Origin of the sequence: Shewanella submarina, assembly GCF_042646185.1 — a bacterium.
Taxonomy (GTDB): domain Bacteria; phylum Pseudomonadota; class Gammaproteobacteria; order Enterobacterales; family Shewanellaceae; genus Shewanella; species Shewanella corallii.
The window spans coordinates 48,862-68,546 of record NZ_JBHRTD010000001.1; the positions used below are offsets into that span (position 1 = coordinate 48,862).

The 19,685-nt window shown below is 49.4% G+C and carries 22 protein-coding genes; 14 read left to right on the plus strand and 8 right to left on the minus strand.

The features are described 5' to 3' along the window. Nucleotides 1–276 precede the first annotated feature (276 nt). Nucleotides 277–726: a Zn(2+)-responsive transcriptional regulator gene (gene zntR, locus ACFOE0_RS00175; RefSeq protein WP_115138947.1), complete on the plus strand. Its 450-nt coding sequence runs from the start codon at nucleotides 277–279 to the stop codon at nucleotides 724–726. 38 nt (nucleotides 727–764) lie between these two features. Next, on the plus strand, nucleotides 765–2,087 hold the full coding sequence (locus ACFOE0_RS00180) for an SO_0444 family Cu/Zn efflux transporter (RefSeq protein WP_248936411.1): 1,323 nt from the start codon (nucleotides 765–767) through the stop codon (nucleotides 2,085–2,087). Between the two features lie 55 nt (nucleotides 2,088–2,142). Here the strand turns inward: ACFOE0_RS00180 and ACFOE0_RS00185 are convergent, their stop codons facing one another. Continuing rightward, nucleotides 2,143–2,733: a carboxymuconolactone decarboxylase family protein gene (locus ACFOE0_RS00185; protein ID WP_248936412.1), complete on the minus strand. Its 591-nt coding sequence runs from the start codon at nucleotides 2,731–2,733 to the stop codon at nucleotides 2,143–2,145. Nucleotides 2,734–2,906: 173 nt separating this feature from the next. Here ACFOE0_RS00185 and ACFOE0_RS00190 point away from each other — a divergent pair, with 173 nt between their 5' ends. Continuing rightward, nucleotides 2,907–4,295, plus strand: coding sequence for an aminotransferase-like domain-containing protein (locus tag ACFOE0_RS00190; protein ID WP_248936413.1), 1,389 nt, complete (start codon nucleotides 2,907–2,909; stop codon nucleotides 4,293–4,295). Between the two features lie 105 nt (nucleotides 4,296–4,400). Further along, nucleotides 4,401–5,408: a DUF4382 domain-containing protein gene (locus tag ACFOE0_RS00195; protein WP_248936414.1), complete on the plus strand. Its 1,008-nt coding sequence runs from the start codon at nucleotides 4,401–4,403 to the stop codon at nucleotides 5,406–5,408. 55 nt (nucleotides 5,409–5,463) lie between these two features. On the opposite strand, the gene ACFOE0_RS00200 is transcribed toward ACFOE0_RS00195, so the two are convergent. Beyond that, complete coding sequence (locus ACFOE0_RS00200; protein ID WP_248936415.1) at nucleotides 5,464–6,297, minus strand: cytochrome c3 family protein; 834 nt, start codon at nucleotides 6,295–6,297, stop codon at nucleotides 5,464–5,466. 285 nt (nucleotides 6,298–6,582) lie between these two features. Between ACFOE0_RS00200 and ACFOE0_RS00205 the strand changes: the two genes are divergently transcribed. The 4 genes from ACFOE0_RS00205 to ACFOE0_RS00220 all read left to right on the plus strand — a co-directional run bounded on the left by ACFOE0_RS00205 (nucleotide 6,583) and on the right by ACFOE0_RS00220 (nucleotide 10,081). Then, on the plus strand, nucleotides 6,583–8,502 hold the full coding sequence (locus ACFOE0_RS00205; RefSeq protein WP_248936416.1) for a S9 family peptidase: 1,920 nt from the start codon (nucleotides 6,583–6,585) through the stop codon (nucleotides 8,500–8,502). 70 nt (nucleotides 8,503–8,572) lie between these two features. Then, nucleotides 8,573–9,136, plus strand: coding sequence for an NnrU family protein (locus tag ACFOE0_RS00210; protein WP_248936417.1), 564 nt, complete (start codon nucleotides 8,573–8,575; stop codon nucleotides 9,134–9,136). A 22-nt stretch (nucleotides 9,137–9,158) separates the two neighbouring features. Continuing rightward, the gene (locus ACFOE0_RS00215; protein ID WP_248936418.1) at nucleotides 9,159–9,425 is read left to right on the plus strand and encodes a hypothetical protein; all 267 of its coding nucleotides are present in this window, start codon (nucleotides 9,159–9,161) and stop codon (nucleotides 9,423–9,425) included. 182 nt (nucleotides 9,426–9,607) lie between these two features. Continuing rightward, entirely contained in the window at nucleotides 9,608–10,081 is a 474-nt protein-coding gene (locus tag ACFOE0_RS00220; RefSeq protein ID WP_248936419.1) for a GNAT family N-acetyltransferase, read from the plus strand. Here the strand turns inward: ACFOE0_RS00220 and ACFOE0_RS00225 are convergent. After that, nucleotides 10,069–10,917, minus strand: a complete 849-nt coding sequence (locus ACFOE0_RS00225; protein WP_248936420.1) for a mechanosensitive ion channel family protein — start codon at nucleotides 10,915–10,917, stop codon at nucleotides 10,069–10,071. The genes ACFOE0_RS00220 and ACFOE0_RS00225 overlap by 13 nt on opposite strands. Before the next feature lie 249 nt (nucleotides 10,918–11,166). On the opposite strand from ACFOE0_RS00225, the gene ACFOE0_RS00230 reads away from it, so the two are divergent. Then, on the plus strand, nucleotides 11,167–11,625 hold the full coding sequence (locus ACFOE0_RS00230; RefSeq protein ID WP_248936421.1) for a hypothetical protein: 459 nt from the start codon (nucleotides 11,167–11,169) through the stop codon (nucleotides 11,623–11,625). A gap of 79 nt (nucleotides 11,626–11,704) precedes the next feature. Here the strand turns inward: ACFOE0_RS00230 and ACFOE0_RS00235 are convergent, their stop codons facing one another. Beyond that, nucleotides 11,705–11,896, minus strand: coding sequence for a YdcH family protein (locus tag ACFOE0_RS00235; RefSeq protein WP_248936422.1), 192 nt, complete (start codon nucleotides 11,894–11,896; stop codon nucleotides 11,705–11,707). 431 nt (nucleotides 11,897–12,327) lie between these two features. On the opposite strand from ACFOE0_RS00235, the gene ACFOE0_RS00240 reads away from it, so the two are divergent. Genes ACFOE0_RS00240 through ACFOE0_RS00250 form a run of 3 tightly spaced genes read left to right on the plus strand, consistent with a single transcriptional unit; the run spans nucleotide 12,328 to nucleotide 13,939 of the window. After that, nucleotides 12,328–12,909: a helix-turn-helix domain-containing protein gene (locus ACFOE0_RS00240; RefSeq protein WP_248936423.1), complete on the plus strand. Its 582-nt coding sequence runs from the start codon at nucleotides 12,328–12,330 to the stop codon at nucleotides 12,907–12,909. A 50-nt stretch (nucleotides 12,910–12,959) separates the two neighbouring features. Continuing rightward, a complete protein-coding gene (locus tag ACFOE0_RS00245) occupies nucleotides 12,960–13,691 on the plus strand; it encodes a hypothetical protein (RefSeq protein ID WP_248936424.1) in 732 nt (243 codons plus the stop codon). Further along, the gene (locus ACFOE0_RS00250; RefSeq protein ID WP_248936425.1) at nucleotides 13,688–13,939 is read left to right on the plus strand and encodes a hypothetical protein; all 252 of its coding nucleotides are present in this window, start codon (nucleotides 13,688–13,690) and stop codon (nucleotides 13,937–13,939) included. Before ACFOE0_RS00245 ends, ACFOE0_RS00250 begins: the two co-directional genes overlap by 4 nt. A gap of 192 nt (nucleotides 13,940–14,131) precedes the next feature. On the opposite strand, the gene ACFOE0_RS00255 is transcribed toward ACFOE0_RS00250, so the two are convergent. Then, on the minus strand, nucleotides 14,132–14,452 hold the full coding sequence (locus tag ACFOE0_RS00255; protein ID WP_248936426.1) for a hypothetical protein: 321 nt from the start codon (nucleotides 14,450–14,452) through the stop codon (nucleotides 14,132–14,134). 402 nt (nucleotides 14,453–14,854) lie between these two features. On the opposite strand from ACFOE0_RS00255, the gene ACFOE0_RS00260 reads away from it, so the two are divergent. Both ACFOE0_RS00260 and ACFOE0_RS00265 read left to right on the plus strand, forming a co-directional pair. Beyond that, on the plus strand, nucleotides 14,855–15,592 hold the full coding sequence (locus ACFOE0_RS00260) for a hypothetical protein (RefSeq protein WP_248936427.1): 738 nt from the start codon (nucleotides 14,855–14,857) through the stop codon (nucleotides 15,590–15,592). A gap of 64 nt (nucleotides 15,593–15,656) precedes the next feature. Beyond that, nucleotides 15,657–16,094: a hypothetical protein gene (locus ACFOE0_RS00265; protein WP_248936428.1), complete on the plus strand. Its 438-nt coding sequence runs from the start codon at nucleotides 15,657–15,659 to the stop codon at nucleotides 16,092–16,094. Between the two features lie 28 nt (nucleotides 16,095–16,122). Here ACFOE0_RS00265 and ACFOE0_RS00270 read toward each other — a convergent pair whose 3' ends face one another. The 3 genes from ACFOE0_RS00270 to ACFOE0_RS00280 are packed head-to-tail and all read right to left on the minus strand — an operon-like array spanning nucleotide 16,123 to nucleotide 19,644. Then, on the minus strand, nucleotides 16,123–16,668 hold the full coding sequence (locus ACFOE0_RS00270) for a hypothetical protein (protein WP_248936429.1): 546 nt from the start codon (nucleotides 16,666–16,668) through the stop codon (nucleotides 16,123–16,125). Beyond that, on the minus strand, nucleotides 16,652–19,204 hold the full coding sequence (locus ACFOE0_RS00275) for a pyocin knob domain-containing S74 family peptidase (RefSeq protein ID WP_248936430.1): 2,553 nt from the start codon (nucleotides 19,202–19,204) through the stop codon (nucleotides 16,652–16,654). The genes ACFOE0_RS00270 and ACFOE0_RS00275 overlap by 17 nt, the downstream gene beginning before the upstream one ends. After that, nucleotides 19,201–19,644, minus strand: coding sequence for a hypothetical protein (locus tag ACFOE0_RS00280; protein WP_248936431.1), 444 nt, complete (start codon nucleotides 19,642–19,644; stop codon nucleotides 19,201–19,203). Before ACFOE0_RS00280 ends, ACFOE0_RS00275 begins: the two co-directional genes overlap by 4 nt. Nucleotides 19,645–19,685 lie beyond the last annotated feature (41 nt).

The window sequence follows — 19,685 nt, forward strand, 5'->3', positions numbered from 1 at the left end:
GGCAGGCAAATATCTGGCTCCAATACCCGATACCAAGACTTGCTAAATACAGCGGAAGCCTCCGGTTCAGGCGGGCGTATTTTACATTAGAAGCCCTTTGCTCAGGGTTTTTATGTGCAATTTCACAATATTGATATGCGAACACTAGGGTCTGTAGGGATGAAGAGCAAATGCTGAAATTGTGATTTGAGATCGATTCTTATTTCCTTGAACCCTTGACCTTGGATTAAACTCCAAGGTTTATAATCCAGCATAAATCAGTACAGGAGTCGCAGCATGTATCGCATTGGTGAGCTGGCCGGTATGTGTGAGGTGAAAGCCGACACACTCAGGTTTTATGAAAAACATGGGCTATTGGCGCCATCTATGCGCACTGACTCAGGTTACCGCATGTATACCGAGCAGGACGCCAATCGCCTGCGCTTTATATTGAGGGCCAAAGAGGTGGGTTTCACCCTGAGTGAGATCACTGAACTTCTGTCCATAGAGTTAAACAAGTCAGAGTGGGCCTGTGCCGATGTTAAAGGTATGGTGGATGACAAGTTGGCTCAGGTTGAAGAGCGTATTGCTCAACTGAATGTCTTTAAAACCACATTACAAGCTCTGTCCCGCGCCTGCTGCGGAGGGCCTGAAAGTGCCGAGCACTGCTCGATTCTCGAAGCACTGGAGTCTTCACTGACTGAAGTTCGCTGCGAGGAACCTGGCTGTGAGCACGGTAAACAGTGAAATAAACGGACGAAAACCGTCAGAGTCATATAAGCATTATGTTGATAGAGAACTTTTTAAAACTCTTTTTGGAGTCTGCCCCCTGGTTGCTGCTGGGCTTGGTATTGGCTGGTCTGCTGAAGGTGTTTGTTCCCATGAGTTGGATGAACAAGCAACTGGGTGGTCACGGTTTGAAAACCACAGTTAAAGCGGCCTTGTTCGGTGCGCCTCTACCTTTGTGTTCCTGCGGAGTGATCCCTGCAGCTGTGGGCCTGCGCCGCAGCGGTGCGTCCAAAGCGGCGACCACCTCCTTTATGGTATCGACGCCGGAAACCGGTATCGACTCTGTCAGCGTATCTTATGTTCTGCTTGGTCCCTTTATGGCGATAGTCCGGCCTATCGCTGCCGTGGTCAGTGCCGTGGTGGCAGGTTTGCTGGTGGGGCGTGATGATGACGATGGCAAGCCTATTAGCGAGTCATCCTCTGCGAAAGCCAGCATTGAATCGGACTCCTGCTGCTCAACTAAAGCCAAAGATACTGAAAAAGTTGAATCCAGTTGCTGCAGCCCCAAGACTGAGCCTGCTCCAGTGGTAATGAAGCCGGTATCATCCTGTTGTGGCTCCACGCCCTCGATGATGACGGCACCTGCTGATACAGATACGAAACCGGCCCAGTCCTGCTGCTCCACCAAAGCGGAACCTGAAGTGCAGGCCAGCTCTTGTTGCAGTACAGATAAGAATCATAGTGCCGAAGGTGCAGATTCATGCTGTAGCAGCACCGAAGATACCGCAGCTCAGCTGAAAGGCACTTCCATCTCTTTCCGTATCTTTAAAGGCCTACACTATGCGGCCACAGATCTGGTTCGTGACACAGCTATCTGGCTGTTGATTGGTCTGTTCTTCGCAGCGCTGGTACAAACCTATGTGCCAGGTGACTTCCTGGCCAAGTGGGGCGATGGCATTCTGGCGATGCTGGTGATGGTGGTTATCTCTGTACCCATGTACATCTGTGCCACCGCGTCCACGCCGATTGCCGCAGGTTTGTTGCTGGCCGGTGTCTCTCCCGGTGCTGTACTGGTATTCATGATGGCGGGTCCGGCCACCAATATCGCGACCCTGGGCGTAGTTTCCAAAGAGCTGGGTAAGCGTGCGCTGTATGGTTATCTGGGTGGGGTATTGGGTGTCGCGCTGTTATCCGGCGTACTGGTGAACTATCTGGTCGAGACCTTTGGTTTTGAGGTGATGCCTCAGATTGGCGAACACCATGAGCTCTTGCCTGAGTGGATAGTCGCCGCTTCCGGTTTGCTGTTGGCCTTCCTGATGGGACGGGTACTATGGCAAATGCTGCCCTTTAAATCAGAGAAAAAGGGATGCTGTAGTTAACAGCCCTGATTAATCGGAAAGCCCCGCATCGCGGGGTTTTTTTGTATGTTCCGGACTATATATGTTTTCCAGTATTCCAGCCACGTCTGGAGAGGAGTTGCTCGCCTGAATCAATGGCGCCAGCTTCCAGTGTTGTCCCCATGGAGTCATTCCAGCGATTGAGGTAACCAAACAGGGAGATAACTCCAAGCATTTCCACTATCTCATCTTCCTTCCAGTAGCGGTGTAAACGCTCGCTCAACTCATCATCCACATCATTGGGAATGACAGACGCCGCGGCAGCAAAATCCAGAGCGGCTCGCTCAGCCTCGCTGAACGCCGGATGAGTTCTGTACTCCCAAACATTTTCCAGCTGGGCGGCTTCCGCGCCATAGCGTTCAGCGGCCCTGATGGTATGGGCCTGACAATAACGACAGCCGGTGATATTGCTGGAAATGTAGGCGATCAGCCGTTTAAGGGAACTGGTGAGTCTGCCCTGGTTTTCCATCACAGCCATATTCAGCTCGATAAACGCTTTGGCGATGCGGGGGCGGCGCATCATGGTCAATACGCTGTTGGGGCAGAAGCCCAGTGTCTCATTGAAAAATTCGGCCATTTTGGCCACTTCAGCATTAGTGTCAGCGGGCAGCGGGGTTACCAGAGGCATAGTTTCTCCTTTGTTATTTAGCTGAACCCTTGGTGGGTATTGGCAGCAGGTGTTTTTAAGCTAAAAGAAACTTGTACTTGGCAACAGCTGTGGCTAGAGACTAATTTATCAGTACAGTTGTTGAACTAAATGTGCTGTATCTATTAATCCTGAAGGAACTGTACTGTTTTTCTATGAAGAAATATCAAAAGGTCGCGTTCAGTCTGGAGCGGCAAATCAAACAGGGTGGATATCGCTTCAATGAACGACTTCCCTCTGTTCGGGAGTGCTGTGAGCAATATGGCGTCAGCATGTCCACGGCCCAGGCTGCGCTGAGATTGCTGGAAGATAAAGCTTTGGTCGAGGCAAGGCCCGGAGCTGGATACTATGTCTGCTATCAAGATACAGAGGAGTACAAGCTGAGTCATCCGGGGGAGTCTCAGATCCACAACCGTATGTTGCAGGTGCTTTCAATGTGTGCCAGCAGCGGAGTGACAGATTTGGGAACTGCGGTGCTGTCGCCGGGTTTGTTGCCCAAAGTGGCCCTTTCAAAGCAACTGGCGCGTCTGGCTCGTTATGAGATGGGATCACTGTTACAACCTGAGTTCAGCAGCGGATATTTACCGCTGCGACAGGAGATAAGTAAGAGGCTGAGACTGCAGGGAATAGAGGCCGGAGAAGAGCAAGTACTGGTTACCGGAGGGTGTCAGGATGCTATCTCTCTGGCGCTGGCCACCATTGCCAGAGCCGGAGACACAATTGCCGTAGAGAGTCCCTGTTTTCCCGGGCTTTTACAGATTATCGAATCACTGGGTATGAAGGTAATTGAAATCCCGGGATCAGCGGAGTGGGGCTTGAGTCTGGAGGCATTGCAGTTGGCTGTGGAGCGATGGCAGGTCTCCGCCCTGGTTATCTGTCCGGACTTCTCCAACCCCACAGGCAGTCAGATGTCAGAGGATAACAGGCGTGCTCTGCTGGAGTTGGCTGAACGAAAAGACTTTATGGTGATTGAAGACGATCTGTTCTCTGAACTTCAGACCGCAGGAAAGAGTCTGCCATCGTTGAAAGCACTGGATCCGTATGGTCGCGTTATCTATTGCTCATCAGTGGCCAAGTCTTTGGGATCAGGTTTAAGAATTGGCTGGCTTTGTGGTGGGAAGTATCACCAGCAGATTGTGAGACTTAAAGCATTTCGCAATGTATCCGAGCCTTTGATTGTTCAGGCTCTGGTCGCAGAGTTTATGGCGAGTGGGGGATACAGTCGCCATATTCGAACTATGGGAAAGCGTCTGCAACTAAATCTAAAAAGAATGCGGGAGTGGGTACTGAGTAGTTTTCCGGCTAAAACCCGTGTGAGCAAGCCCCTGGGGGGCTTTGTCCTGTGGGTTGAGCTTCCCGGTATAGATTCTGCCGATCTCTTGTCCGTGGCCGTTGCCAATGGTATTGCGTTTTTCCCTGGTGATGTTTTCTCCAGCTCGGGTCAATACTCAAGTTGTTTGAGGTTATGTGGGGCGTTTGATGACGAGGACAAGGTGAAGGTAGCCGTGACCCGGCTCGGGGAGTTGGCGCGGGAGATGCTTTAGCCCTTCCTGCACAAAAGTTGGCTTCAAAATGCAGCTTAACCATGCGATTACTCAAGCTAATCCTGTAGTATTAACAAAAATGCATGAACTAAGGGGTAACCATCCATGAAAGCTTATCTGTCTATCATAGCTTTAACTGTATCCGGGGCTCTTTTGACCGGTTGTGGTGGCAGCAGCGACGACTCTCCAGCGCCTAATATGGGGCGTTTTAGTCTGGGCGTGTCAGATAACCCTGCATCAGTACAGGAAGTGAATATCGCCTTTAAGCAAGTCGTGTTGAAAGGAGCATCTGAGACTCACTCTTTCAATGTGGATAACAATGGCGATGCGGTACAGGTAAACCTGCTTGATTATCAGGGCGATGATGTTCGAACTCTGGTCACAGGTAAAGATTTACCCTTCGGTGAATATCAGTTGTGTATTTACATGGAAAACCGTGAACAGACTGATGTTGCGAGCTCTTATGTAAAAGATGCCGCTGGCAGTGATTTTGGCCTGGTGACCAACAGCAATGGCAGCTGTGGTGGCACGGGCGCTGATGACGCTGATACCGGCCGTTTGTTCTTCAATAAGAAGTTCACTATTGCTGCCGGTGATAACAACTTTGTGGCTGAGTTTGATCTGGCAAAAGTGCTGCAGGCTCCCCATGGCAACAAAAATTACTACACTCTAAAACCAACCGCCGTTCAGTTGGTTAATACAGTTGAAGTTGGTTCTGTAGAGGGTGATGTCAGCACAGCATTTATGGCTGAGTGTGAGGCAGATGCAGGCGGCTCTGAATTCAGCCCGGTTGTTTACCTGTATCCTCAGGACACTCTGCTGGAGAACATGGGTGATTTTAATACTGGCGCTTCAGTTCTGACTGAGGTGGCACCATTAGCTTCGGCTCGTGTAGTGGAAGACAGCGACACACCAAATACTTTTGAATATGAGTTTGGTTTTGTTGCTGCCGGGACTTATACACTGGGTTACACCTGCCTGGCGCAGAATGATGACCCGGATGCAGACAATAATGCTGACGATGTGGATGCTCCATTCAAAATGTTTGCGGCCAGTGGCAATCTGACTGTGACCGCAGGCAGTGATACCGTGCAGAACTTCCCTGTGAACTAAGCTTTCGGGAATGAGAAATCAAAGGCCACATCATGTGGCCTTTGTTGTTTGTGTATCAGTTATGGCCGTGAACCTGCTCAGAGCTGGCATGTTCAAGCACTGGCTGTTCACCATGACATTCGGCACAGACTTTTTCGATATTGGGCCGAAGCAAGTGTGCATCTTCAGTGCCGTGTGGATCGTGGCATTTGGTGCAGTTGCCCTTAAAGCCGGTGTGCTCCTGCTTAAATGGCCCTTGCTTGTCGATGTGGCACTCGAAGCATGGCGCATTTAATGCCGGTGTCTGATAAGCGGGTGCCCATTTACTGCCGTGAGCGGCATGGCAATAGCTGGAACATCCCTGCTGGATATTGCTGCCTTTATCATCCACCAGACCATGGGTGAACTTCATCCGTACCTGCTTTTGTAGTTGCGGATGGCACTCAAGACAGGCCAGGGACTGTTTCTGGGTATCGGGAATGGCGTTATCGGTATGAATACCTGTGTGACAGGCGGCGCATGGTGTGGTTTCCAGCGGGAACTGATCACCGTGGCAACGCAGGCACATCTGGTTTTGCAGTTTGGCACTGGCATTGGCCAGTTCCATGGCACCCAACCGCAACATTGGGTTGGCCTGGGGATCTTCAGCATGCATCCCCAATGGGCCGTGGCAGGCTTCGCACGCTATTCCTGATGCAGGTGTGCCTTCCAAGGTTTTATTACCGTGAATAGAGCTTAAAAAGCCCTGCATGGCATCTTCATGACACTGACTGCAGGTTTGAGCGCCAGCTGGTGCATAGTCTGCTTTGGCAAACTTCTGCTGGAAAAACTCATCATTAAGATCGGCTGAGATTACCGCGTTGCCAAACAGGCAACCGGCAATCAACAGGCTCAGCTGTTTTATCGTCATTAGTTATTGTTCTTGTGAATTACAGAGGGGACTCAAACAGAATGTCTGGGTCGGTGGCGGATTCTGGCATGTAATTGCTTACTGGCAACTTGATTCCCATCAAGACTTTTAATCCTGTCAGAATGAAATTAATTCATTGACCCAGTTAATAATTTTGATATTGATGGCAAATTTCAATCAAATGGGACCAGCTTCAAACACACTTGTACACAACTCAAGGTTGATGCTGATAAATTGACCTGTTATCAAAGGACATTGACCAATAGATCATTTAGGGGAAGCTGGATGAAACAGGTAATAACAACAGGGATTTCTGCATTGGTGTTTGCAGCTCTGCTCGGCGGATGCGCGGGTAGTTCGGGAGGCAGCGATACTCAAAACCAGGCAAATAACGTTAAAACTCAGCATCAAAACTACGATGCCAAAGCGTTTTATGAAACCACCTCATATTTTGGCTCTGGATTCTCCCATGATGGTGAATCCATTCTGATGGGCTCCGATGAATCCGGTGTGTTCAATGTCTACAGCATGGATGTCAAAACCGGCAACAAGACTCAACTTACAGACTCCCCGGACACCAGCTATCCCGTGTCCTGGTTTCCAAAGGATAAACGTGTACTGTTTACCAAAGACAGCGGCGGTAATGAGAGATATCACGTTTACGTACTGGAGCAGGATGGCACTGTTAAAGATTTGACTCCTGGTGATGAGACCAGAGCCAGTTTTCGCGGTTTCACCAAAGATGGCAGCGCCTTCTTTGTGACAAGTAATGAAAGGGACCCCAGGTTCAACGACCTTTATCGTTACGACAGTAAAGACTATTCCAGCAAATTGGTGTTCACCAACAATGCCGGATACGAAGTAGGCGATGTCGGGCCAAAAGGGCATTTTGTTGCGCTGGGGAAAACCCACAGCAATCGTGACAGTGATGTTTATATTCTCGATCTGCGCAAGCGTGGCGAACCTGAGTTAATCAGTGAACACACTGAGCCTGCCAACTATATGGTGGAAGGTTTTTCTGTTGATGGTCGCAGCCTGTATTACGGCACCGATGCCAAAGGCGAGTTCAGCCAGATCTGGCAATACGACATGCCCACAGGTAAACACTCACAGGTATTGGCCGATGACTGGGATGTTACCTTTATTCGCTTCTCTGACTCAGGTCGCTATCAGGTGTCCGGTGTGAATGCTGATGCTTCCAGCAAGGTCTCTATTCTTGATACCAAAACCGGTAAGCCGTTGGCACTGCCGCCTTTACCTGCCGGAGATATTCGCGCGGTACGTTTCTCAGATGACGAAACTCAAATGGCGTTTTATTTGAACTCAGATACCTCTCCATCAAACCTTTATGTCTGGACTCTGGGAGCGCCTGAGGCCAGAAAGCTGACAGAGGCATTGAATCCGGCAATGGATACTGCTCATCTGGTACCCAGTGAGGTGGTCCGTTTCAAGAGCTTTGACGGGCTGGAGATCCCGGGGCTGCTGTATAAACCCAAGCAAGCGTCCGCTGACAATCCTGCCCCTGTGATGATATGGGTACATGGTGGTCCGGGCGGTCAGAGCCGCAGCGGCTACAACCCAACTATTCAGCATCTGGTTAATCAGGGCTATGGTATTTTTGCCATTAATAATCGTGGCAGCTCCGGCTATGGTAAAACCTTCTTCCATTTGGATGACAAGCAACACGGCGAAGGCGACCTGCAGGATATGGTGTGGGGTAAAGCCTATCTGCAAGGCCTGGACTGGGTTGATGATGAGCGTATCGGTATCATGGGCGGCAGCTATGGCGGCTATATGACGGCGGCTGCATTGGCATTTGAGCCGGAAACCTTCAAAGTGGGAATCGATATCTTTGGGGTGACCAACTGGGTTCGCACCCTGAACTCAATTCCACCCTGGTGGGAATCCTTCAGAAAGGCTCTGTACGATGAGATGGGTGACCCTGCTACCGATGGCGAGCGACACCGCGCAATTTCGCCACTGTTCCACGCAACCAATATCACTAAACCTCTGATGGTGATTCAGGGCGCCAACGACCCCAGAGTATTACAGGTTGAAAGTGATGAGTTGGTAGAGAAAGTGCGTGAAAATGGCGTGCCGGTAGAGTACGTGCTGTTTGAGGATGAAGGCCATGGCTTTACCAAAAAAGTGAACCGCATTACTGCTTCAGAGGCTTATTTGAAGTTCCTGCAAACTCATCTCTAGTAAGTATCGTATTGATGGTTTGATAATAATCTGCAGCCTCATTTGAGGCTGCTTTTACAAGGAGAGTTGAATGCTTTATTTGATACTGGGTGTGCTGCTTTGGTCATTGACCCATCTGTTGCCATCGCTGGCCCCCAATTGGCGCGCAGCGCAGTTGGCTAGCAGTGTTGGGCGCTATAAAGGTTTGTTCAGCCTGTCGATTTTAATTTCGCTGGGGCTGATTGTTTATGGCTGGCGACACACCCCAGTGGAATATCTCTATGTGGCAGGCATGGGAATGCGCCACGCCACCATGAGCCTGATGCTGGTGGCCTTTATTCTGTTTGGCGCGTCTATGTATCCCACCCGGATCAAACGTCTTATCCGTCATCCCATGTTGATGTCTGTTGTGGTGTGGGCGGTGGCGCACATGTTGTCTAATGGCGAAAGTCGCTCACTGGTGTTGTTTGGTGGCCTTGGTGCCTGGGCGCTGGTGCAAATGCTGTTAATCAACCGCCGCGATGGCGACTGGGTTAAACCTGATGTTGGTTCCTGGGTAAGGGAAATAAGGGGAGCGGTTATCAGCCTGGTGATTATGGTGGCGGCTGTTTGGCTCCATCCTTACTTTGCCGGCGTGGCACTGCTTCCAGGCTAATGCCTCCAACGCCAGTGAGTTTATGAACGCAAAGCAAACGATAAAAGCAGTACTAATCGCTCCCTGGATAACTCTGGTTTTTGTCGCCATTCTTTTTATTGAGCATTTGTTGGGTGCTGCTCATGGAACGGCGCAAAACTCGATGTCTCAGATTCCTGGCGCTATTTTTATTATCTTCATGTTTGTGTTTGGCTTTGTTGGCACTGCTTATTTGATCGTTATATCGGTAGGTCTACCTGTGCACTGGTTTTTTCTTGCTTGGGGATCAGGCACTGGTCGATTTACTTAGGTTCAGGGGTAAGTATTGGAGTATTTTGGCAGTTTGTTTTGCAACTTAATTCTGGTTTGCCAGTGGGGTTGATAGAAACCGGCTATTGGAGTTATGCCATTAATGGGCTCCTGGTATCTTCGGTTTTCTGGCACATTGCAGTAAATTCAGTACAAAAATAGATCCTGAAGAGAATCAACGATATGAACTGGTGCCTAAAACCCTTTAACGAACTCAGCCTGGATGAACTCTATGACATCCTGAAGGCCCGGGTGGATGTGTTTGTGACTGAGCAGGCCTGTGCCTACAGCGAGTTGGATAACAAAGACCGACACCCTGAGGTGAAGCACTTCTGGTGTCATGATCAAACCGGCAAGCTGATGGCCTATGTGCGTATTTTGCCTCCCGGATTAAGCTATCCTCAGGCGAGTATCGGGCGGGTGCTGGTGGTGGAAGATGCCAGAGGCAAAGGGCTGGCGCAGGAGCTGATGCAAAAGGCGGTTGAGCATGCTCAAACCCTGTGGCCAGAAGCCGGTATTCAGATTGGTGCTCAGCTTTATCTTAATAAGTTCTACTCAGGGCTGGGATTTGAGAACGCTTCAGAGGAATACCTGGAAGATGGTATTCCTCACGTCGATATGATTCTCGGTCAACACCGGGTTAATCACAGTGGGTGAGTGCCCGGTGGCACATGAATTTCCCGCAGCGGACAGGCCATTTCAATATTGGCCTGCTTGAGCTGTCGATGAAGCATCATATTGGTTTCATACTTGTCTCTGTGATAAGTGGCAGTCGGGACCAGATAACGCACGCCTATCTCCATTCCCATGGGGTTGAAATCATTAATGCCTACCTGAATTCCCCTGTCGGTGGCGACCTGAGGAGCGTCGCTGAGCAGGCCATGGATAAGTGATGTCAGTTGGTCGGCATCGGTTTGATAACTGACGGTAAAGCGGGTTTCAACCAGTTTGCACTCGGCGGAGTTATGCAGAATCTCTCCAACGATATGCTTGTTCGGGATAGTAATTTTCTCACCATCTTCATTTGAGAGCTCAGTAAAGCCCAGGTGGATATCTTCCACGACGCCTGTAACGCCTTTAACCTCAATGGTATCGCCGATAACAAAGGGGCGGGTGACGATTATGGTGACTCCAGCGGCATAATTGGAAAGCATGCCCTGAATTGCCAGACCGGCCCCTAAAGAGGCGGCACCTATGGCGGCGACCATGGGCGTAATACTGATCCCCAGCTTACCCAGGGCGATAATACCCGCCATGATGATGATAAGAACACGTACCAGATTGGACACAAAGTTTCCCAGAGTCTGGTCGATCTGGTGGGTTTCAAATTTCCGTTTAATCAGGTTACTTATCTTGGCTGCCACCCAAAGGCCCAGCAGAAAAATAAATGCCGCTCCGATTAACTGGAAACTGTAGTTCACCAGAAACTCAGTCACCATTTGGTAAACCTGCTGAAGTTGCTCCAGCTCTTTGTCCAGACCGGCCTGATCCATTTTGTCATCCTTCTCTTCATTGGGCGCCTGCCGAGACACTCTAACCATTTATTGAGCAGAGTGCATCCATTGTGAGTGGGCCGCAGCTGCTGACATGAACACTCAGTTGGTTTTATTAAATGTGAGCAAGATCAGCTTACTGTATCAGCCTGGTGAGTCGCTCAGAGGTTTTGGATAAGCTTGGCTTCAGCCAACCGCAATACAGTGGTCTGGGACAGAAAAAATAACCTACGCCCGGGAGGCGAAATCATGAAAAAACTAATTCTGGCAATGGGCATGATGTGCGCCATGGCAGCCAATGCTGCGACTCTGACCCAGGGACAGAGCATTCCTGCTTTTGAACTGCAGGATCAAAATGAGCAGCTGCAGCAGGTGACTGCAGAAACCCGGACTCTGTTGTTCAGCCGTGACATGAAAGGTGGTGAAATCATCCAGGAAAGTCTGGAATCCATGGGCGACAAGATCCCGGCTGATCTTGTGTATGTGGCAGATATCAGCGGCATGCCAGGCCTGATCGCCAAGTTTGTGGCTATTCCACAGTTGCAAAAGCTGCCATTTGCCATTGCACTGGACCGCGAAGGTCAGGCAACTGCTGCACTGCCTTCACAGGAAGACAAAGCGGCCGTCATCAAGCTGGATGGTCTGAAAATGGTTGATATCCAATACTATGAGTCAGCAGATTCACTGACCAAGGCACTGCAGCCTTAACTGATACTGATATTCAGAAAGTAGAAAAGTAGAAGGGCACCGAATGGTGCCCTTTGCATATGTCGATTTGATATTTTTATTACTTATCGTGCTTCTGCAGGATTTTGAACAGCTCATCTTTCAATGCCAGCTTTTCCTGCTTCATAGTGTGCAGCTCCTGCGAGAACTCGGCAGGGTGTTGTTCCAGTCGATTGATTTTTTCATCCAGGTTATTGTGCTTATCGAACAACTTTTGGAAGTGGTGATCACTGGTTTTAAGCTCTGAGATCAATCCGCTGTTCTGATTGGATGGTAGTACAGTTTTATTCGGGTATTCAACCCCCCAAAATCCTAGTGCCGGATTGATCCGTGAATATCTAACGGAATAAATAAATTTATCCCTATAAAGAAAAAAGAAACCATAGATTGTGGGCTTCGCCAGCCAATCTGATTTTTTTCTCCTCACTGTTGACAGTCTCACAGAACCGCGCATATCATTCGCCCCGTTGGGACTAAAGACCCCAGCAACAACCAATCAAGTCACCTGACGAATTCAAAGTATGGCGAGACATTCGTCACACTTCCTACAGCTTCCAATTGGGCGCTGTGTAGGCCAGAGTCAAAGAGCACAGCGCTCTTGATTTGGTGTGTTTTGCCGCAGGTGATTTGGGCACCAAATCAATCTTTTGCGGCTCTGGCCGCCCCAATTAGGGGGACTACACAATGCAGCTCAAACACTCTGACAACCTGCTACGTCAAATCGTACTGGACAGCCAACTTAACTGTGCAGAGCGCGTGGTGATGATGATCATCGCCACCCATTCCAGAAAGCAGGAAAACGGCAAGTGGACAGCATTCCCGAGCATGGAGACTATCTGCAAGATCTCCGGCCTCACAGAAGATACAGCCCGAAAGCACCGCAAATCGCTTGAAAGCAAGGGCTACATAATCACTTCAAAAGAACACGTTAACGGTCAAAGCTATTTCAGAAACATCTACACCATCGTGGTAGGTGCTTTGGGGTTTACGATTGACAACCTAAAGGCCGCAACCAGAAAGGTTGGCTCAAAGGTTGCCCGTTCTTCCCTGGTAAACGCTATCAAGCAAGGTGCCAAGGTATTTACTGTTAATGGCAGGCGCATAAAGGAGCCGGTCATCAAATCTGGCACTCCGTATTCAAAAGCCCTCTCTCAGTTGCACCGTGGAAGCGTGGATGATTTTTGCCGAAAAGTCCTCTCAGAAAATTGGAGCAAGCTGTCACCCACAGAGCGGCATCAGGCGCGACTTTTCGGTGTAAAGCTATGAGGATCGTCTGCATATCAGTAGCGATTTTCATCAGTGTCATAAGTGCGTATGTGTCCTTCACCGTGTTCAGTGTGGTCATGCTGGCTTATGGACTCGCAGCTGTTTCATTCGAGTTGGTAAAGCCAGTCCTTTTCCATGCCTCGGTGTCTGCAGCGCGCACTGGTGACAGCTTCAAAGCAATCGCTTTTGGGTTTGTGGCTCTGTGCATTTCCAGTGTGAGTGTGTTTGCCAGCGTGACTGCCATTCAGTCGGGCGTGAACACAGCAAAAACTCAATCTGCGCAGTACCAGCAAGTTAACTCTCAGATTGAAAGACTGGTGTCTCTGTCTGACAAGCAATCCAGGGCAGGGCAGATCACCAGGGCAAGCGAGACTGAAAAGCGCATCACTGAGTTAATGGCGTCACTGCCAGCGGCAGCTCCTGAGTCACCAATGACAAAGCACAGCTTCGAGATATCCATGATTGTCTCCGTTCTGTGTGAGCTGATTGTCGCCTGCTGCGCATCGTTTGCCCCACACGCGAGAGTGAAAGAAGCAAAGGCCGGTCTACACATTGAGAACATGACAAACAACATCCAGGTAAACGCAAATCTGGATCTGGTCAGGGACTCAATTATCAAAGGAGATACCAAGCCGAGCTTTAGAGGGATTGCAGAAAATTTCAAAGGGATTCGCAGAGAGGATGTGCGCGCACTGCTTTCTGAAATGGCGGCTAATGGGCTGCTTGTCGAATATCGCAACGGTTACAGGTTAATAGGGAATCAAAGAGGTATAGCAGTATGAAAATCCAAGCTGAGTTTGTAACGCCAGAAGAATTTGCGAGTGAAATGTCGGTGCTTTTGTCAAAGGGCATCTATCCATTGCACAGAGTCTTTATCGCTGATGGAACGGACGCCATGGGCAAGTATTACGTCCCATGCCTGCAAACCTATGTTGATGGCTCATTCATCAGCAGCGGTGCCCACTTTGGCTATATGGATCGTTCGGCTGCAATGGCATTTGTAGGCCACCTAATGGACAAGGTTTGTTAACCAATCTGTAAATTAGTAATCCTGATTGTAGGTGATTTCTGTCACATAAATCGGGATTGCTAGTGAAATCTGCTACATCGTTCTGTAGGGTTTAGCGCGAAATTTCGCCGTACTGGGTCGGTGATAGTGCTTGATGCGAGTTAAAAGTAAGGCCAGCTAATGGCTGGCCTTTGTTGTTCTGTTAACGGTAAATCATCCGAGTTTTAGACAGGCAGATACAAAATCGGACGGCTCCATTTGGAGTTCCGTCCGAATTCGATTCTTGATGTTTGCGATAGCTGTTCTGCGTTGTTTTATGCCATCCATTGATAGGCCGCGCTTATTAAGCTCACCGTTCAGCATGAGGATCATATCAGCTATTTTGTCAGGCTCTATTCTAGCCATTGCTGCGTTTTGCCTTCTGCCATCAACAGAGGTGACAAATTCAGAGAGTAGTGCCGCCCAGGCTTTTTTATCTGCCTCTTGAGCAAATACTGATGCTTGGGAGTCTCGCAAGTAACTAGGGTCTAGCATTGTTTATGTCCTATGTGAGCTTAGAAAATTGTGCGTAGTTATTGTCCATATTCTGTAAATGCGTTTAAAGCTGAAAAGGTGACACTGGTCACACATGAACAATGGAAGGACAAATGTATCAATTTGATCATGCTTTTTGGTTATATTGCGGTGTGGTATTGATAGCTGAAAAGTATTGAAACTACTGTAATTTTTAGTTCACAGCGAAGGATTTACTTATAAGAGCTGAATTAGCAGATATTTATATCGGTACAGGTTCGGTTCAGGTTGGCGGCTCGGATGCTTCTCAAATTAAAGGTGATAGAAGATGTGCGATTATGATGATGGTCTGGAAACTTACGATGAATCCGAGGTTTTTGGTCAAGATGAGTTTTCAGAAATGAACGATGATGGTGACGACTGATGAGATATTTTATTCCTCTATTGCTGGTCTTGGTGGCATCGTTTACCACTCAGGCGTCAGAGCAGACGATGGACTCATACGCCGGATTTACCTCCTGGGAGATTGATGGTCAGGAGCTGGTTTTACACGGTGGCTGTATGGTGCCCAAAAACAAACTTAGATTAGAGCCTGAGTGTGGCTCTGCGTGGGTGTTTGCAAAAGGGCATAACGGTGATGTGGTGATTAACGGGGAGCTTGTGGGCGAATACTCCATATTGAATAAAGTCGAAAACCTGGACAGCTTCACGGTTGAATATAACGGCGTTAAATTTGATATTACCGACTTTCAAAATACGCTAACCCAAACGATGAGGGATAGCCAAGCACACGCCAAAAGCGAGATTAGATCCCGAATGGTTAAAATGGGGTTTGCTGCCTGCATTGTAATTTTGATACTAGTTTATGCCCTTCGTTTCCTGGTATTTGCTATGACTGACGCCGTTAAGAGCATCAAGAAAAAGTACAAGGAAAAGGCGGAAAAAATCAAAGCAGAAAGAGAGGCTAAAAGAGTAGCCAGGATTGCAGAGGATGAGGCAATCCGCCAGACGGTCGCCAATAAGACTTTGACCGCCAACGGGAAGGAGCTGGAGATACTGAGAACTCAAATCATCGCCGCCCTGGATAAGAACGACACAGAGACTGCAAGAAATCTAATCAGTGTCCTTGCAAAGTTAGAGACTGCCGAACAGAAAAGTTAGTCAGCTCTAAAACAGAGCCCTCTACCAGAGGGCTTTTCTATGCCTGGGAATAGGGTGGGGATGTATGTTGTACCAGCCAAAGAAGATCAGAGAGCATGGATACTATCTCTCTATTGAGTCGAATGGTATTAGGGTTCGCGTACCTGATACCAAACAGCGGCACTTTAAGAAAAACCAGCTGGAAGCTGCAAAGGAACACAGGGACAAACTCTGTGCCCTGGTAGGTCGTGAGCCTTATCAAGATCCGGCCACCCTGCAAAAGTGCTATGTAGAGAATACGGCTAGAAAGTCAGATCCTGAGCTTCCTGTCGGTATCTACCTGCGAGATAGAAAGGGATATCACCCTTCTGTCCGCGCCAGCGTTGGCACAGGTAAAGAGGGGCAGCACATGCAAAAGGAGTGGGCTGTGGGCAAAAAGAGGACGTTTGAGGAGGCTCTGGAACTTGCCAAAGCATGGAGGCGGGAAAAGTGCGATGAATTTGGAATTTACTGGCCGTTTTAAGAGAAAGCCCCATCCTTGGGGCTTTTTGCTATGGGTCAAAGCCTTCGATTGCCATCGTTATGTTTTGCCCTTTCTTTGACAAAATATAATCGTGGACAGTCTTATTTCCAGCAACCCGATATTGTGTGTAACTCCACTTTTTAAGAATAGCTTTGTGCTTTCCATCAATAGTGACTGTTACTTGAGGCGGTGGGTAAGGGATAACCGACTTCACCTGGAACAAGAACGCATAACCATTATTTGATTTAACTGAATGGAAATATGCCCAGTTCAACTTCTTACCCTTGTGGGTAAGGTATGTCGGATTAATAGAGCCATATTTAAGCACGGTGGTATTGGAAAACCCGACATTCTGAGTGCCAAATGTGCCAGTCGTTTCATAAAGACCAACATTGATAACCCATGACGGCATCGAGCTTTTACCATGAAAGTCCGCAAATGAGATTGCGCCGGTAGGCTTACCGGCCAGCGCCCTCTCGGCGGCTCCATTCAAAGAAAAAGGCGCGTTTTCAGCGCGCCCCAGTTCCTTGTTTATCATTGCGGCGGTTATCTTCCCGCTACTTGGTAGAGCCATTTTTCAACACCTCCACTTCGTCACGCAGCTCCTTGATCGCTTCGATTAACAATCCAACCAGGTTGCCATAGGCGACCTGATATTTTCCTTCTGGATCATCTTCCGTTGCGCCGCCTGTCACAGCCTCTGGCAATACTTCCAAAACCTCCTGAGCAATGACGCCAGTTTGCCTCATTGGCTCCTCTGTGTCCGTCCTGTCAAACGTGTAGCCGCTTAACTGGCAGACTTTATCCAGGGCGTCCGGTATCCGCTCGATGTTGGTTTTAATCCTGCGGTCAGAGTAGGCCGAAACGTTGCCCTGGGATGTTACCTGGCCATAAAAATAATGGTGCCCTCTTGAACTCCAATAGTGCGTATACGATGTATTTTGGGAGCCAATATCTACATAGCCACTTGAATTCCCCAATTGGACAGTATTTTTTTGCCCGTTCTTGACGTATCCGTATCCAGTTGTAGACCCAAAATAAATTTTATTGATATATGCGCCCGCAAACGCCCAGCCAGGGGTGCCGACAGAGCTTTTACCATTTCCCTCCGGCAAAAATCCGTGCGCAGATCGGCACCACAAAGAAGTCCTTACATGACCGCCGCTATCATGCCAGTGACGGGCTCCAGAGTTACTTGGCAATGCGCCTGCTTCTGCCGCTGTCGGCCACCTGGTAGCCGTTGCCGGTTGTCCCGTTACCTGTGACCAGGGGTGAGTGTGGCTACTGGGCGGCATAGTTCCAGGTTTGCCTGTTACCTCTCCCCAGCTCGGCCACCTGGTCGCCGTTGATGGCTTTCCATCAATATCTCCCCAGGGATGCTTGTGTGCTTTCGGCGCTGCGCCAACATCTGCCGCCGTTGGCTTTTGCCTGGACGTGTAAACCATTGCCCATGCTGTCCAGCCGGTTGAAGTGTAATAGCTTCGGCAGTACATACGACAGTTTGATCCGCTGGGGTTGTATTCCAGGGCAATCTGAGCGCGGTTTGCGGTGCCTGTTTTTGAGGAGTAAAACGTGGTCGTGATATGCCAGTATTTTCCACCGCCTGGGCTGTGAGCGTGATTGGATAAAATCACATGGTCGGCGGTGGTGTTCGGATCGACACTGGAGGCTCCCACGTTCAAACCCTGCGCATAATAGAGTTGGGTTTGTAGGTCAGTTACATTGGCGATTGAGTGAGTATGCGCTGACGGCGGCATGGTGCCTGGCTTGTCCGCTACCTCTCCCCACTTAGGCCACCTTTTTGCTGATTCTGGTACCTGTGTGACCTCAGTAAACTTAGGCCACCTGGTAGCGGTTTCCGGTGCGCCGGATATCTGGCTCCAGGTGTGGCTGTGGGTCTTAGGAGCTGCACCAACATCTGCGGCGCTTGGCAAAAAACCTTGGTGAAAGATTTTCTTTAGTCCCCAGCGTGGGGCATCGTCCCCAACTCCACCGACATATAGCGTATGACCGTTTTTAGTCTGGATGTATGCGCCATAATCCTTGTTGAATCCAATCCGGCCTTTATCGTCCCAGAATCGAACGTGCTGAACGTCCAGGTATTGAGACTTGATGCGGAGAGGGGACAGGATTTCTTGCACTGCAGTGGCTGTTTTTGACAGGCCGCTTTTGCTTGTCAGTACCTGGTGCTTTTTCCCTGGTGGAGCATTGCCATTCTCGTCCAGCTCCTCCACTGCATAGATGTTGTCTATATTCTGGCAGAGAAAGCCAAGTTGCCTGGTTAATTGCCAGTCACCATAGAGGAGATCATTGTCATGGTCTAACCCTACGGCATACATAGGATTCGGGTCGTCAGCTGTCTTTTTGAAGCGGAGCGCTTTTTCTGGAAGTAGCACAATATCATCAGGGAATGTCGTTTCCCCTGGTTCGCCGCCGCCAACTGGGTCACCAGTCAGTCTGGAAAAGTTGCCGGTCTTTCTGGAATATCTGAGAGTATCCCCAGGCTCCCAAATCGTTCCGGCTAATGCGCCATACTGCGGCAGCTCATGCCTTTCTGTGCAATTCCACAGGGCAGAGTGGCTGGGCTTGGTTGGATAGCCTAAGCTCGGCATCCAGTCGCCCATATCCACAAACGGGTCAACGATAGAGCCAGCTGCTTTTTCTGCCCTGGCTGCGGCATCATCCGCCAGTTTCTTGGCTGTCTCAGCTTGAGATTTTGCTGTCTCCGCTGCAGTCTTTGCGGCGTTGGCGTCCGTCTTGTGCCGCCCTGCAGTTACCTCTGCAGTCTCTGCACCGTCTTCTGCATGCTCTGCGCCTTGTCGGGCAGTTTCGGCACCTTGCCTGGCAGTTTCGGCTTTTGATGCCTCTGTGGTTGCTCGGTCTGCCTCGGCTGCTGCCTTTGGCACTTCTGCTGCAGCGTCACCTGCAGCTTTCTCAGCTTTTGCCACTGCCGCGCCAGCATCATCAGCATGTTTTTTGGCAAGCTCTAGCCAAGGATCACGCGCCTGCAGGTTAGAGGCATAAATCACCAGGGACTTTGCACCAGTCTCTACCAGGGACATGGTTTTGCCACCGTACTGTGTGACCGTGGCTTGCGATAAGATTGTCATGCTGTCGCGCCTCCACAAACGTCCCTCTGAGTGATATCCGCTATCACCTTGAACTCACCGCGCCATAGTGTGTAAACGGTTTGGTCTGTCATGTGGCAGGCCTGCAGGTCATAAATCGCGGCTGCTGGAAGGGCAGCAAATTTGCCTGCAATCTCTTTGGTTTCATCAGCTGACATTTGGAAATATAGATAGCGGCCAGCTTCTGAGATTTTCATGTAATCAGTCAGCGTGAATACCAGCACATCACCCATAAACACATCAGCATCGACCTGGTAATCATTCCAGTTTCGATAGGTGTAAATCCCCTCAGCAATGCCTTTGTCTAATTCTTCTTGTGTGATTCCAGGGGGGATTTCTTCGTTAAAAAAGGTGTATTTGGGTGAGGTGTATGTATCGCCTCGGCGGATAGTGAATGTAATTGAGGGGATATTCTCGATCATAACTACTCCCATAAAAAAAGCCCCCAGGCGGGGGCTTGTCG

Bases quoted from the DNA above. Each gene is read 5' to 3' on its own strand.
- ACFOE0_RS00270 (WP_248936429.1), bottom strand. From the start codon at position 16,668: ATGGCTCTACCAAGTAGCGGGAAGATAACCGCCGCAATGATAAACAAG.
- ACFOE0_RS00220 (WP_248936419.1), top strand. From the start codon at position 9,608: ATGAACTGGTGCCTAAAACCCTTTAACGAACTCAGCCTGGATGAACTC.
- ACFOE0_RS00250 (WP_248936425.1), top strand. From the start codon at position 13,688: ATGAAAATCCAAGCTGAGTTTGTAACGCCAGAAGAATTTGCGAGTGAA.
- ACFOE0_RS00185 (WP_248936412.1), bottom strand. From the start codon at position 2,733: ATGCCTCTGGTAACCCCGCTGCCCGCTGACACTAATGCTGAAGTGGCC.
- ACFOE0_RS00200 (WP_248936415.1), bottom strand. From the start codon at position 6,297: ATGACGATAAAACAGCTGAGCCTGTTGATTGCCGGTTGCCTGTTTGGC.
- ACFOE0_RS00260 (WP_248936427.1), top strand. From the start codon at position 14,855: ATGAGATATTTTATTCCTCTATTGCTGGTCTTGGTGGCATCGTTTACC.
- ACFOE0_RS00275 (WP_248936430.1), bottom strand. From the start codon at position 19,204: ATGACAATCTTATCGCAAGCCACGGTCACACAGTACGGTGGCAAAACC.
- ACFOE0_RS00210 (WP_248936417.1), top strand. From the start codon at position 8,573: ATGCTTTATTTGATACTGGGTGTGCTGCTTTGGTCATTGACCCATCTG.
- ACFOE0_RS00195 (WP_248936414.1), top strand. From the start codon at position 4,401: ATGAAAGCTTATCTGTCTATCATAGCTTTAACTGTATCCGGGGCTCTT.
- ACFOE0_RS00265 (WP_248936428.1), top strand. From the start codon at position 15,657: ATGTTGTACCAGCCAAAGAAGATCAGAGAGCATGGATACTATCTCTCT.
- ACFOE0_RS00240 (WP_248936423.1), top strand. From the start codon at position 12,328: ATGCAGCTCAAACACTCTGACAACCTGCTACGTCAAATCGTACTGGAC.
- ACFOE0_RS00180 (WP_248936411.1), top strand. From the start codon at position 765: ATGTTGATAGAGAACTTTTTAAAACTCTTTTTGGAGTCTGCCCCCTGG.
- ACFOE0_RS00225 (WP_248936420.1), bottom strand. From the start codon at position 10,917: ATGGATCAGGCCGGTCTGGACAAAGAGCTGGAGCAACTTCAGCAGGTT.
- zntR (WP_115138947.1), top strand. From the start codon at position 277: ATGTATCGCATTGGTGAGCTGGCCGGTATGTGTGAGGTGAAAGCCGAC.
- ACFOE0_RS00230 (WP_248936421.1), top strand. From the start codon at position 11,167: ATGAAAAAACTAATTCTGGCAATGGGCATGATGTGCGCCATGGCAGCC.
- ACFOE0_RS00255 (WP_248936426.1), bottom strand. From the start codon at position 14,452: ATGCTAGACCCTAGTTACTTGCGAGACTCCCAAGCATCAGTATTTGCT.
- ACFOE0_RS00215 (WP_248936418.1), top strand. From the start codon at position 9,159: ATGAACGCAAAGCAAACGATAAAAGCAGTACTAATCGCTCCCTGGATA.
- ACFOE0_RS00280 (WP_248936431.1), bottom strand. From the start codon at position 19,644: ATGATCGAGAATATCCCCTCAATTACATTCACTATCCGCCGAGGCGAT.
- ACFOE0_RS00190 (WP_248936413.1), top strand. From the start codon at position 2,907: ATGAAGAAATATCAAAAGGTCGCGTTCAGTCTGGAGCGGCAAATCAAA.
- ACFOE0_RS00205 (WP_248936416.1), top strand. From the start codon at position 6,583: ATGAAACAGGTAATAACAACAGGGATTTCTGCATTGGTGTTTGCAGCT.